Annotated in this window: 8 protein-coding genes and 1 pseudogene; 4 read left to right on the top strand and 5 right to left on the bottom strand. The window is 72.1% G+C overall.

What is annotated here, in order from left to right:
- The 3 genes and pseudogenes from NFU81_RS33575 to ssd all read right to left on the bottom strand — a co-directional run.
- Window positions 1-422: pseudogene (locus NFU81_RS33575) on the bottom strand (hypothetical protein); the annotation flags it as partial.
- A 148-nt stretch (window positions 423-570) separates the two neighbouring features.
- Window positions 571-1,725 (bottom strand): TadA family conjugal transfer-associated ATPase, encoded by a 1,155-nt coding sequence (locus NFU81_RS33570; protein WP_251498744.1) that lies wholly within the window; start codon window positions 1,723-1,725, stop codon window positions 571-573.
- Window positions 1,722-2,831 carry a septum site-determining protein Ssd gene (gene ssd, locus NFU81_RS33565; protein ID WP_251498743.1) on the bottom strand — a complete coding sequence of 370 codons (1,110 nt, stop codon included), beginning with the start codon at window positions 2,829-2,831 and terminating at the stop codon, window positions 1,722-1,724. Before ssd ends, NFU81_RS33570 begins: the two co-directional genes overlap by 4 nt.
- A 438-nt stretch (window positions 2,832-3,269) precedes the next feature.
- On the opposite strand from ssd, the gene NFU81_RS33560 reads away from it, so the two are divergent.
- Window positions 3,270-4,115 (top strand): HAD family hydrolase, encoded by an 846-nt coding sequence (locus tag NFU81_RS33560; protein ID WP_251498800.1) that lies wholly within the window; start codon window positions 3,270-3,272, stop codon window positions 4,113-4,115.
- A 366-nt stretch (window positions 4,116-4,481) separates the two neighbouring features.
- Here NFU81_RS33560 and NFU81_RS33555 read toward each other — a convergent pair whose 3' ends face one another.
- Window positions 4,482-5,342 (bottom strand): Fic family protein, encoded by an 861-nt coding sequence (locus NFU81_RS33555; RefSeq protein WP_422665355.1) that lies wholly within the window; start codon window positions 5,340-5,342, stop codon window positions 4,482-4,484.
- A 106-nt stretch (window positions 5,343-5,448) separates the two neighbouring features.
- Between NFU81_RS33555 and NFU81_RS33550 the strand changes: the two genes are divergently transcribed.
- Window positions 5,449-6,483 (top strand): ATP-binding protein, encoded by a 1,035-nt coding sequence (locus NFU81_RS33550; protein WP_251498740.1) that lies wholly within the window; start codon window positions 5,449-5,451, stop codon window positions 6,481-6,483.
- Here the strand turns inward: NFU81_RS33550 and NFU81_RS33545 are convergent.
- Window positions 6,464-7,867 (bottom strand): polysaccharide deacetylase family protein, encoded by a 1,404-nt coding sequence (locus NFU81_RS33545; protein ID WP_422665354.1) that lies wholly within the window; start codon window positions 7,865-7,867, stop codon window positions 6,464-6,466. The genes NFU81_RS33550 and NFU81_RS33545 overlap by 20 nt on opposite strands.
- Before the next feature lie 254 nt (window positions 7,868-8,121).
- Between NFU81_RS33545 and NFU81_RS33540 the strand changes: the two genes are divergently transcribed.
- Both NFU81_RS33540 and acs read left to right on the top strand, forming a co-directional pair.
- On the top strand, window positions 8,122-10,407 hold the full coding sequence (locus NFU81_RS33540; protein ID WP_251498734.1) for a SulP family inorganic anion transporter: 2,286 nt from the start codon (window positions 8,122-8,124) through the stop codon (window positions 10,405-10,407).
- Window positions 10,408-10,494: 87 nt separating this feature from the next.
- The gene (gene acs, locus NFU81_RS33535; protein ID WP_251498732.1) at window positions 10,495-12,453 is read left to right on the top strand and encodes an acetate--CoA ligase; all 1,959 of its coding nucleotides are present in this window, start codon (window positions 10,495-10,497) and stop codon (window positions 12,451-12,453) included.
- The last annotated feature ends 99 nt before the right edge of the window (window positions 12,454-12,552 follow it).

Genomic DNA, 12,552 nt, shown 5'->3' with positions numbered 1-12,552 from the left:
CGCTCGGCACGCCGCCGCAGCGCACGTCCCGCCAGCGGGACCGCCGCGGCCCCGGCCAGCAGCGGCAGCGCGGAGCGGGTCACCGCCGCGAGCAGAGCCCCGGCCGGCAGGCACAGCGCCTCGACGCGAGCCCACCGGCCCAACAGGGCGGCCCAGCCGTGCCATCGGCCCGGCCCCCCGCCGTCCGACCGCGCGATGTGGCGCTCCACGCGGCCGCGCAGCCCCGCTGCCGCCTCCCGCAGCCACTCCCCCGGCCTACCGCCGGAGCCTCCCGCCGCCGTCCGCTTCCGGCCGTCCCCCGACCCACCGAGCGTCCGTCGCGCCCGGCGCCGCGGCCCACCGCCTTCCACCACTGTCCACAGCAGTACGCACGCGCACAGCACGGCCGCCCACACCACCGCCGCCGGATCGTTCGCCCTCATGCCGCACCCCCGCACCCGGCGCCGCAGAACTCACCGAACTCCGTTGCGGGCAGTGCCGATCGACGGCGGACCGTCCCCATACCGAACCCGGGTGCGTCGCGCTGGGAGGCCCGGCCGCAGAGCGACCCCGCCGGCCGGCCGGCGGCCCTCATGCCGCACCCCTGGCGCACAGCCGGGTCAACCGGTCCCAGCCAGGGCCGCGTTCGTAGCGGCCGCGAGCGTCGCGGAGGAGTGCGGGCACGGTGGCGACCAGGCCGTCGGCGCCGCGGTGCAGCACATGGATCTCGGCGACCCTGCGCAGGCCCGTGGTGTCGCGGGACAGGTGGACGACGAGGGACAGCGCGGCCGCCAGCTGGCTGTGCAGGGCGGCACGGTCGAGACCCGCGGTCGAACCGAGGGCCTCCAGCCGGGCCGGGACGTCCGCCGCCGCGTTGGCGTGGACGGTCCCGCAGCCGCCTTCGTGACCGGTGTTCAGGGCGCTGAGCAGGTCGGTGACCTCGGCGCCGCGCACCTCGCCGACCACCAGCCGGTCGGGCCGCATCCGCAGCGCCTGCCGGACGAGGTCCCGCAGGGTGACCTCCCCCGCGCCCTCCTGGTTGGCCGGCCGGGTCTCCAGCCGGACGACATGCGGGTGGTCGGGCCGCAGCTCCGCGGAGTCCTCGGCGAGGACGATGCGCGCGGCCGGGTCGGCGAGGCCGAGCAGGCAGCTCAGCAGGGTCGTCTTGCCGGTGCCGGTGCCACCGCTGATCATGAAGGACAACCGCGCGTCCAGCACGGACCGCAGGAGCGCGGCGGTCCCGGCGTCCAGGGTGCCTGCGGTGACCAGTTCGCCGAGTGTGAAAGCGCGGGAGCGCACCACCCGGAGCGACAGGCAGGGCGAACCGACCACGACCGGCGGGAGCACCGCGTGCAGCCGGGTGCCGTCGGGCAGCCGGGCGTCGACCCAGGGGCGGGCGTCGTCGAGCCGGCGGCCGGCGCTGGTGGCCAGTCGCTGGGCGAGCCTGCGGACAGCCGCGGTGTCGGCGAAGCGGACGGTGCCGCGCTCCAGGCCCCGGCCGCGGTCGATCCACACCTCGTCGGGTCCGTTGACCAGGATGTCGGTGACCTGCGGGTCGGCCAGCAGCGGCTCCAGCGGCCCGGCGCCGACCAGTTCGGATCGGAGCGCGCCGACCACGCCGAGCACTTCGGTGTCCCCGAGCAGCCGGCCCTGGGCGCGCAGCGCGGCCGCGACCCGGGCGGGCGTCGCCTCGCCGCCGTGTTCGGCGAGCCTGAGGCGAACGGCGTCGAGCAGTTCCGCGCTCATACCGGCACGCTCCCGCCACCGGCCAGAGCCTGGGTGAGGAAGGCGGTGCAGAAGCGGGCGAGCGGTCCGCGCCCGGAGGAACCCGGTGGCCCGCCGCCGCTGAGCGCGTCGACGGCCCTGCTCTCCAGCGGCAGTTCACCAGCCAGCGGGAGTCCGACCAGCCTGGCCGTCTCGCGGTCGTCGAGCCCGGCGGAGAAGGGGCCGCGGGCCACCACCCGCAGGTCCTTGAGGACCATGCTGACGGCCGCCGCGACCCGGGTGGCGGCCGCCACCGCACGCAACTCGGCAGGGACGACCACCAGGCCGACGTCGATCTGCGCCAGCGTCTCGGCGACCGCGTCGTCCACCCGGCGCGGCAGGTCGACGACCACCACCCCGCCGCGCCGCCGGGCGGCGCCGAGGACGGACCTCATGGCCTGCGCGGGGATGAGTACGGAGTCCCCGCGGTCCCAGCTGAGAACGCTCAGCGATTCGAGCCGCGGCAGGGACTCCTCCAGCGCACCGCTGTTGACCCGGCCGCGGGAGTCGGCGAGGTCGGGCCAGCGCAGCCCGCCGCTCCGCTCGGCCCCGACCAGGATGTCGAGGCCGCCGCCGAGCGGATCACCGTCGATCAGCATGGTGCGGCGGCCGGCCCGCGCCGAGGTGACGGCGAGGGCGCAGGCCAGCGTGCTGGCGCCGGCGCCTCCGCGGCCGCCCACCACCCCGATGGTCAGGGCGGGCCGGCCGACGCCTTCTGCGATGTCGGCGATCCTGTCGACCAGCCAGGTCTCGGCGTCGGGCAGCAGCAGCACGTGGTCGGCCCCGATGTCGAGCGCTCTGCGCCACACCTCGGAGTCGTCCAGGTCCCGCCCGATGAGCAGGACGCCCTTGCGGCGGGCCGCCCCGCGGACCCGGTCGGTCGCCTCGGCGCCCACCAGGACCAGCGGGGCGCTGTCCCAACTCGACGCGCGCGGCGGCGCGGTGAAGACGACTTCCGGTTCTGAACCGGCGGCCGCGCACAGGCGCAGCAGGTCGTCGAGGAGCCTTTCGTCATCGGTGACAATCAGCGGTCCGCCCGCGCGCTCGCCCGTGGCGTGCGGTGGTTCGGGCGTGATGGATCCGAACATTTCTCTGCCCCCGTCGCTTCAGATGCGAGCACGGCGTGCGTCGCTGAGATCAGCTTGGGGCGAGAAGCGGGAATTGAGATGATCTTGGTCGGAAATCTGTGGACAACTCGGTGATTGTGGATAACTCGCCACCCACACGAGTGACTTCACGCCGAGGGGGCAACGATTACGGACCGTCACGCGTCGTAGCCATCAGAACCCGCACACGCGCGAAGGAGACCGGCATGGGCGAGTACGGCACACGACCCCCGCGGAAGCGCCAAAACGGTTCCGGACATGCGACGACCCCCGCCGGGGGGGAGAGCGGGGGTCGTCCCCACGGTCCGACTCGGGGGGGGAGGAGCCAGACCGGGTTAGCACGGTCGCGAACGATCCGTGACTTCCATGGTGTACCCGATGGCCTTCCAGAGCAAACCCACGCGCCTGGCCTTACGCCGAATGGTGGTTGCCTATGCTCATCCCGTGGAAAACCACCTGCCACCGCGTACCGCGGCCTTCTTCGATCTCGACAAGACCGTGATCGCCAAGTCCAGCACGCTCGCCTTCGGGCGATCCTTCTACCAGGGCGGCCTCATCAACAGGCGAGCGGTATTGCGCACCGCATATGCCCAGTTCGTGTACCTGGTCGGTGGCGCAGATCACGACCAGATGGAAGGCATGCGCAAATATCTCTCGGAGCTCTGCCGCGGCTGGAATGTCCAGCAGGTACGGGAGATCGTCGCCGAGACGCTGCATGACCTGATCGACCCGATCATCTACGACGAGGCAGCGTCGCTCATCGAGGAGCACCACGCCGCCGGCCGCGATGTCGTCATCGTCAGCGCCTCCGGCTCCGAGGTGGTCGAGCCGATCGGCGAGATGCTCGGCGCCGACCACGTGGTGGCCACTCGGATGGTGGTGAAGGACGGCGCGTACAACGGTGAGATCGAGCACTACGTCTACGGCCCCGCGAAGGCCGAGGCGATCGAGGACCTGGCCCACTCGGAGGGCTACGACCTGGAGCGGTCCTTCGCCTACAGCGACTCGGTGACCGACATCCCCATGCTGGAGTCGGTCGGCCATCCCTACGCGGTCAACCCGGACCGGGCGCTGCGCCGGGAGGCCGCCGCGCGCGAATGGCCGGTGCTCACTTTCAGCCGTCCCGTGCGGCTGAACCAGCGCATCCCGTCGCTGTCGATGCCGCCGGGACCGGTGCTGGCCGCGGCAGCCGTGGGCGCGGCGGCCGCCACCGCGGGTCTGGTCTGGCTGGCGGCCCGACGGCGCCGACCGGTTGTTATGTCGTAATTCGACCTGAAAGTAAAGAAGCACAGCCAGGGGTTCCACTACCGGCCGGTCGGCGGTAGAAAGGACGTAGCGGCCCGCGAGACCACGGAGTTCCGAGAGGAAGACCGAGTTCACAGCAGTTGGCCCCACGGACCGAGCATGAAAACCGGGCACCCACGCGTAGCCGACCCGCCAACCGGGCCAGCCGCACCAGGTAACGGGCGAAGTCCCCGACCTGATCGGCAGAATTCGAGCACGCACTGGTAACCCGGCGGACATGCCAGCGGCGGCACCCACCGGGTGCCGCCGCAAAACTTTCCGGCCACAGCACGAACCTCGCACCGCGGGCGTACGGCAGCCGTCCCGCCCGCGTACAGGAGCGAGCGCTCAGGCGGCGCCGCGCTGCAGGGCCTCGCAGACCGCCACGCTCTCGCGTACACCCAACTCCAGTGCCCGGCCGCAGTGGGCGATCCATTCCGCCATGCCCTCAGGGGTGCCCGAGGCGTAGCCCTCCAGCGCCCGCAGATAGCCGGCCTTGCCCAATTCCGCGTATCCCACCTCGGCCGGGCAGATGGACTTCGGATCCAGGCCGCTGCCGACCAGCACGATGCGCTCCGCGGCCCGTGCGACCGGGCCGTTGAAGGAGCCGAAAGGACGCAGGCACAGCAGTTCGCCGTGCACGACCGCCGCCACCACCAGCGCCGGCGCCGCGGTGCCGGCCAGCAGCAGCGCGGTCAGACCGTCGAGCCTGGCGTTGACCTCGGGGGGCTCCGGCAGATCGATCTCCGCGACCGAGACCAGCGGTTCGTCCACAGGCTCACCGGCGACCCTGGGCCGCCCGACCGTGTCGTCCACAGCCGCACCGCTCGCCGCCACCAGATGCAGCCTGGCCAGTGCCTGCATCGGTGAACGGCGCCACACGCCGAGCAGCTGGCCGGCCTCCGCGGTCAGCCGCAGCGCCGCGCCGACCGTACGGGCCTGGTCGTCCGCGGAGAAGTCGGTGCGCCTGCGGACCTCCTCGAGCGACCAGTCGGCACCGGCCAGCGCGGCCGACCCGCGTGCCCCGCGCAGCGCCGCCTCGGACGTCACCTCGTCCGACCGGCGGCGCATCACCCGGTGCCCATACAGTTTGTCCACAGCCTCCCGGACAGCGTCGACGGCCTCGGGCACGCCGGACAGCGTCCCCAGTACGACCATCGGGTCGGTGGACAGCCCCTGGGCGGCGGACGGATCAGCGTTCGTAGCCATGCCCACGACCCTACGCACCGCGCGACAGGGCAATCGACCACGATCGAGTGGCCTTCCCCACTCCGCACACTCATCCTCTGTGACCATCCGGCTACGCTTGGCGAACATGAAGATCGCTTTCGTCGGAAAGGGCGGCAGCGGCAAGACCACGCTGTCCTCGCTGTTCATCCGCCATCTCGCCGCCGCCCGCATCCCGGTCGTGGCCGTCGACGCGGACATCAACCAGCACCTCGGCCCCGCACTCGGCCTCCCAGAGGAAGAGGCGGCCGCGCTGCCCGCGCTCGGCGCGCACCTGCCGGAGATCAAGGAGTACCTGCGCGGCGCCAACCCGCGGATCGCCTCCGCCGAGACGATGATCAAGACCACCCCGCCCGGCTCGGGTTCCCGCCTGCTGCGGCTCACCGGCGGCGAGGGCGATCCGGTGCACGCCGCCTGCGCCCGCCCGGTGGCGCTCGACGACGGTTCCGTGCGGCTGATGGTGACCGGGCCCTTCAACGAGTCCGACCTCGGGGTCGCCTGCTACCACTCCAAGGTCGGGGCGGTGGAGCTGTATCTGAACCACCTCGTGGACGGCCGGGACGAGTATCTGGTCGTCGACATGACCGCGGGCAGCGACTCCTTCGCCTCCGGGATGTTCACCCGTTTCGACGTGACCTTCCTGGTGGCGGAGCCGACCCGCAAGGGCGTCGCCGTCTACCGGCAGTACCGGGACTACGCGCGCGACTTCGACGTCGCGCTCGCGGTGATCGGCAACAAGGTCCAGGGCGCGGACGACCTTGCCTTCCTGCGCGACGAGGTCGGCGACGACCTGCTGGCCACCGTCGGGCACTCGGACTGGGTGCGCGCGATGGAGAAGGGCCGCCCGCCGCGCTTCGCACTGCTGGAGCAGCCCAATCGGCAGGCCCTCGACACGATGCACCAGCGGGTCGACGCCGCCTACGGGCGCCGCGACTGGGCGCGCTACACCCGGCAGATGGCGCACTTCCACCGCAGGAACGCGGAGAGCTGGGGGAACGCGAAGACCGGGGCCGATCTGGCGACCCAGATCGACCCCGGCTTCGTCCTGGACGAGACCGCGCTCGGCGCCCCCGCGCTCGCGGAGGACCTGAGGCCGGAGCCGGTCAGCGCCCGTCCGGCCTGACCGCCTCGGACGTCGCACCCGGGGAGCCGGGCGCCGCGGGAGCGGCCGGCGACGCAGGGGCCGCCGGGGCGGCCGGCCTGGTCGGCGCCCCGCGGAGGTAGGCGTCCCAGCCGCCCTTGGGTGCCTGCCCGACGTCCAGCCCGCGCAGCCGGTCGAGCACCTTCGGGTCCTGCAGGTCCAGCCAGTCGGCGAGCTGCTTGAACGACACGCACCGCACGTCCTGCTGTCCGCAGACCTCCTTGATGGTGTCCTCGACGGCCTTCAGGTAGATGCCGCCGTTCCACGACTCCAGGTGGCTGCCGATGACGAGCGGTGCGCGGTTGCCGTGGTAGGCGCGGTCGAAGCCGGCGATCAGGCCGTCGTGCATCTGCCCGCCCCACTCGGCGTACTGCTCCTGGTCCGCGCTCCCTTTGTCGGGCGTGCCCGACTGGACCGACAGGAATCCGTCGTCGGTCGACAGCGTCTCGACGTCCCGGCCGGGAACGGGGATGTCCTGCAGCGGGAAGTGCCACAGGCCTTCGGTGCGCGAGGGCCAGATCTGCGGCTGGCCCGAGGGGTCCGCGGTGTAGCGGAATCCGGCCGCCTTCGCCGCCGGGGGCAGCCCCGCCGGGTCCGTACGGCAAGGGGCGCGTCCGCCGACGACGGCCTTCGGATAGTCGAAGGGCAGCGGATCGAGCGCGGTGAGGCCGGCGTTGGTCTTCCAGTGCTGGGTGAGGTCCTGCGCCTGCCGGATCTCGGCCGCCCACTCCTCGGGGGTCCAGGAGCCGGGGCCGCTGTCGGCGGCGTCTCCGGCGGCGGCGCCCGCTGCGGCCGCCTGGTCCGCGGCGTCGCCGTCCTGGCCGCAGAAGTGGCCGTTGAAGTACGTACCGATCTCGCTGCCGTCCGCCCAGGCGAGCCGCAGCTCGTGCAGGGTGTCGGCGATGGTCGCCCGGTCGGTGAGACCGGTGTCGGAGGTGCCGCGCGGGTGCCGCGGCGGTGCGTAGAGGTCCTTGCGGTCGGCGGGCAGCAGGCTGGTCCCGCTGAGGAAGTACGTCATCGCCGCGCCGTTGTGCTCGCCGGCACCGCGGACCTCGGACAGCAGGCGCTGGGAGTCCTCGACGGCGCCGTTCCAGGAGAAGACCACGAACTGCGGGGGCTTCTCGCCGGGGCGCAGCCGGTGGAAGACCGGCTGGCGCGGCTGCGGTCCGGCGTCGGCGGTGGAGCCGTCGCCGATCGCCCGCAGCACGCGGGGAACCTGGGGCGCCGCCTCGGCTCCGGGACCGCCGGGGCCGTCGGAACCGCGGCGGCCGTCGGTGCCCGAGGCGCAAGCCGTCGCCCCCAGGGCCAGGGCGACGGCCGCGGCGCCTGCGGCGACGAGGGTCGGCGTCTTGCGCACGGAGTGCATTCGTACCTCGCATCGCAGAGGGTCGGCGCGGGTGGCCACAAGCTGACCCCAAGCTGACACGGTCACGAGGCGTGGCCGAAGCGACCGGCCCGTTCATCTGCTGAATCACTCGATAGCAGTAAATAACCGCCCGATCCGACCTCTGGACTTCACTCTCCGCATTCGAGCCATTACTGTTCATTTACCGGCTCTTGAGCGTAGCGAGTGATGACACTGCGCTACCGAGTCCCGCCGCCCACCGAAGGAGACGGGAAATGAGACTCCGCAGAAACCTCCACCGATCCGACCTGTCCGCCTCGATCACGGTCTTCCTGATCGCTGTCCCCCTGTCGCTCGGCATCGCGCTGGCGACCGGCGCCCCCCTCCAGTCCGGCCTGGTGTCCGCCGCCGTCGGCGGCATCGTCGCCGGCCTGCTCGGCGGTGCTCCGCTCCAGGTCAGCGGTGCCGCCACCAGCCTCGTGGTGGTCACCGCCGACCTCGTCCAGAGATACGGCTGGCGGGCCACCTGCGCCATCACCGTGCTCGCCGGCCTCGTGCAGCTGCTGCTCGGGGTGCTGCGGGTGGCCAGGGCCGCGCTCGCGGTCAGCCCGGCCATCGTGCACGGCATGCTGGCCGGCATCGGTACGGTCATCGCCATCGGCCAGCTGCACGTCGTGCTCGGCGGCAGCCCGCAGAATTCGACCGTCGACAACATCGCGGCCCTGCCGGACCAGTTGATGGACAGCCACCCCGCCACCCCGTTCATCGGCGCGATCACGGTGGTCGTGCTGCTCGGCTGGCCCCGGCTCAGAGGCCGGGCGGGCGAGGCGCTGCGGAAGATCCCCGCGCCGCTGGCCGCGGTGGCACTGGCGACGCTGGCAGCCGCGAGCCTGTCGGTGCCGCGGGTCGAGCTGCCCTCCTGGCGGACACCGGCGCTGCCCGCGCTGCCGGAGGGGCCGGTCCTCGGGGTCGCCGCGGTGGTCCTCACGGTCACCCTGGTGGCGAGCATGGAGTCCCTGCTGTCGGCGGTCGCGGTGGACGCGCTGCAGGCCAAGCGGCAGGCCGGCGCCCAGGTCGCCCCGGCGAAGCTGGACCGAGAGCTCCTGGGCCAGGGCACGTCCAACGTGCTGTCGGGTCTGCTCGGCGGGCTGCCGATCGCGGGCGGCGCGATGCGCGGCTCGGCCAATGTGGAGGCGGGCGCGCGGAGTCGGCGGGCCACCGTGCTGCACGGGGTGTGGGTGCTGCTGTGCGCGGGGGCGGCGGGCCGCGTGCTCGAAGCGATCCCGCTGGCCGCGCTGGCCGCGCTGGTGATGCTCGTCGGGGTGCGCATGGTGAGCTTCGCGCACATCCGGCACATCCAGCGGCACCGCGAATTCCCCGTCTACGCGGCAACGCTGGGCACGGTCGTTGTCTTCGGGGTGCTGCAAGGGGTGGCCGCGGGCGGAGCGGTGGCGGTCTTCCTGTCGCTGCAGAGGCTGACCCGTACCCGGGTCACCGTGACCGAGGAGCCGAACTGCCACCGGGTGCGGGTGAGCGGGCAGTTGACGTTCCTGGCGGTACCCAGGCTGACCAGGGCGTTCGGCCAGGTGCCGGACGGGGCCAACGCCGTGGTGGAGCTGGACGGGTCGTTCATGGACCACGCGGCGTACGAGGCGCTGCGCGGCTGGTGCGCGCGGCACAGGTCGCGCGGTGGCCGGGCGGTGTTCGGCGACGGTGCCGGACGGGCAGTCAGCGAGCCGGTCAGCGCGCACGCCTGCCGCCCGTGGACGCCGTGGCGCAACCACCACTGCACCCGGTCGGAGTCGGTGCCGGCCACCAGCGGCGGGCAGTTGATCGGCGGGGTGAGCGCCTTCCAGCGCAACACGGCACCGCTGGTCCGCGAGGAGCTGGCGCGGCTGGCCCGCGAGGGGCAGCGGCCCGGCCAGCTGTTCATCACCTGCGCGGACTCCCGGCTGGTCACCAGCATGATCACCTCCAGCGGACCGGGTGACCTCTTCACGGTGCGCAACGTCGGGAACCTGATGCCGCCGCCGGGTTCCGAGGCGTCGTGCGACTCGGTGGCCGCCGCCGTGGAGTACGCGGTGGACGTACTGGGGGTCTCCAGCATCACGGTGTGCGGGCACTCGGGGTGCGGTGCGATGCAGGCGCTACTGGGTTCCGACCACGAGCCGGGCGCGCAGACACCGCTGGCACGCTGGCTGCGGCACGGCAGACCGAGTCTGGCCCGGCTGTCCAGGATCGGCCGGCTGGGGCGCGGTGAAGTGGCCCTCGCCGACCGGCCGGTGGCCGACGACCACGAGCGGCTCAGCCTGGTCAACGTCATGCAGCAGCTGGATCATCTGATGGCCCACCCGTGCGTGGCCCGGCGGGTGTCGGAGGGTGCACTCCAACTGCACGGGATGTACTTCCACGTCGCAGAGGCGCAGGCCTACATCCTGGACCCGGCGACCAGTGTGTTCGCGGCGGTACAACCCGAGGCCGGGCAGCGCGCGGTGCCGACCGCCGCCGCCGCCGGCGGCGGGCCCGAGCCGGAGGCGTACGGGCTTGCCGCAAAGGTCTAAACCATTTCGTAGCGAACCCTTGTCAGGGTGCGCCAGGACTGATGAGGTAGTGCTGGGACATCTGGGACACCCTGACAAGGAGCTGGCGTGAGCAGCAACGAGAGCCTGGCGAACCTGCTGAAGGAGGAGCGGCGGTTCGTGCCTCCGGTGGGGCTGGCCGCCGCCGCGAACGTCACCGCGGCCGCGTATGAGCAGGCCGCGGCGGACCGGCTGGGCTTCTGGGCCGAGCAGGCCCGGCGGCTGACGTGGGCGAGTGAGCCGACCCAGACGCTGGACTGGTCGAACCCGCCGTTCGCCAAGTGGTTCGCCGACGGCGAGCTGAACGTGGCCTACAACTGCGTCGACCGCCACGTCGAGGCCGGACACGGCGACCGTATCGCCCTGCACTTCGAGGGCGAGCCCGGCGACAGCCGGGCGATCAGCTACGCCGAACTCAAGGACGAGGTCAGCCGCGCGGCCAACGCCCTGACCGAACTCGGTGTCGGCAAGGGCGACCGGGTCGCGGTGTACCTGCCGATGATCCCCGAGGCGGTCGTGGCGATGCTCGCCTGCGCCAGGATCGGCGCCGCCCACTCGGTGGTCTTCGGCGGCTTCTCCGCCGACGCGGTGGCCTCCCGGATCGACGACGCCGACGCCAAACTCGTCATCACCGCCGACGGCGGCTACCGCCGCGGCAAGCCCTCCGCGCTCAAACCCGCCATCGACGACGCCGTCGCCCGCACCCCGCAGGTCGAGCACGTCCTGGTCGTCCGCCGCACCGGACAGGACGTGGCCTGGACCGAGGGACGCGACGTGTGGTGGCACGAGATCACCGCCCGCCAGCCCGCCGAGCACACCCCGCAGCCCTTCAACGCCGAACACCCCCTGTTCATCCTCTACACCTCTGGCACCACGGGAAAGCCCAAGGGCATCCTGCACACCTCCGGCGGCTACCTGACCCAGGCCAGCTACACCCACCACGCCGTCTTCGACCTCAAGCCGGAAACCGACGTCTACTGGTGCACCGCCGACATCGGCTGGGTCACCGGGCACTCCTACATCGTCTACGGACCCCTGTCCAACGGCGCCACCCAGGTCATCTACGAAGGCACCCCCGACACCCCGCACCAGGGCAGGTTCTGGGAGATCATCCAGAAATACGGGGTCACGATCCTCTACACCGCGCCCACCGCGATCCGCACCTTCATGAAGTGGGGCGACGACATCCCCGCGAAGTTCGACCTGTCCAGCCTGCGGATACTGGGCAGCGTCGGCGAACCCATCAACCCCGAGGCCTGGATCTGGTACCGCGAACACATCGGCGCCGGCACCACACCCGTCGTCGACACCTGGTGGCAGACCGAGACCGGCGCGATGATGATCAGCCCGCTGCCCGGCGTCACCGCCACCAAACCCGGCTCCGCACAAACCCCCCTGCCCGGCATCGCCGCCACCGTCGTCGACGACGAAGCAAACGAAGTACCCAACGGCTCCGGCGGCTACCTCGTCCTCACCGAACCCTGGCCCTCGATGCTGCGCACCATCTGGGGCGACGACCAGCGCTACATCGACACCTACTGGTCCCGCTTCCCCGGCCGCTACTTCGCCGGCGACGGCGCCAAGAAAGACGACGACGGCGACATCTGGCTCCTGGGCCGCGTCGACGACGTCATGCTCGTCTCCGGCCACAACATCTCCACCACCGAAGTCGAATCCGCACTCGTCTCCCACCCCAAGGTCGCCGAATCCGCCGTCGTCGGCGCCACCGACGAAACCACCGGCCAGGCCATCGTCGCCTTCGTCATCCTGCGCGGCACCGCACAAGACAGCGCAGACCTGGTGGCAGAACTGCGCGACCACGTCGGCAAGACCCTCGGCCCCATCGCCAAACCCAAACGCATCCTGATCGTCTCGGAGCTGCCCAAGACCCGCTCCGGCAAGATCATGCGCCGCCTCCTCCGCGACGTCGCAGAAAACCGCGAACTCGGCGACGTCACCACACTCACCGACTCCTCCGTCATGGACCTCATCCAAAGCCGGCTACCCACCGCCGCCAGCGAGGACTGACCCGCCGTAAGGGGAGGGCGTCCCGGCAGGGCGGCGCCCTCCTCCTTACGGGCTAGGCTGAGGACACGTCGCGGCGGGATCGCGACGAGACTTGAGGGA

This window comes from Actinacidiphila cocklensis (assembly GCF_907177275.1).
GTDB classification, from domain to species: domain Bacteria; phylum Actinomycetota; class Actinomycetes; order Streptomycetales; family Streptomycetaceae; genus Actinacidiphila; species Actinacidiphila cocklensis.
The sequence above is the reverse complement of the archived record's forward strand: the minus strand, read 5'-3'. Positions and strand labels throughout refer to the sequence as shown.

What these genes read in the sequence shown, in the direction of transcription:
- NFU81_RS33570 (WP_251498744.1), bottom strand. Translation starts at nt 1,725, where the DNA reads ATGAGCGCGGAACTGCTCGACGCCGTTCGCCTCAGGCTCGCCGAACAC.
- ssd (WP_251498743.1), bottom strand. Translation starts at nt 2,831, where the DNA reads ATGTTCGGATCCATCACGCCCGAACCACCGCACGCCACGGGCGAGCGC.
- NFU81_RS33560 (WP_251498800.1), top strand. Translation starts at nt 3,270, where the DNA reads ATGGTGGTTGCCTATGCTCATCCCGTGGAAAACCACCTGCCACCGCGT.
- NFU81_RS33555 (WP_422665355.1), bottom strand. Translation starts at nt 5,342, where the DNA reads ATGGCTACGAACGCTGATCCGTCCGCCGCCCAGGGGCTGTCCACCGAC.
- NFU81_RS33550 (WP_251498740.1), top strand. Translation starts at nt 5,449, where the DNA reads ATGAAGATCGCTTTCGTCGGAAAGGGCGGCAGCGGCAAGACCACGCTG.
- NFU81_RS33545 (WP_422665354.1), bottom strand. Translation starts at nt 7,867, where the DNA reads ATGCACTCCGTGCGCAAGACGCCGACCCTCGTCGCCGCAGGCGCCGCG.
- NFU81_RS33540 (WP_251498734.1), top strand. Translation starts at nt 8,122, where the DNA reads ATGAGACTCCGCAGAAACCTCCACCGATCCGACCTGTCCGCCTCGATC.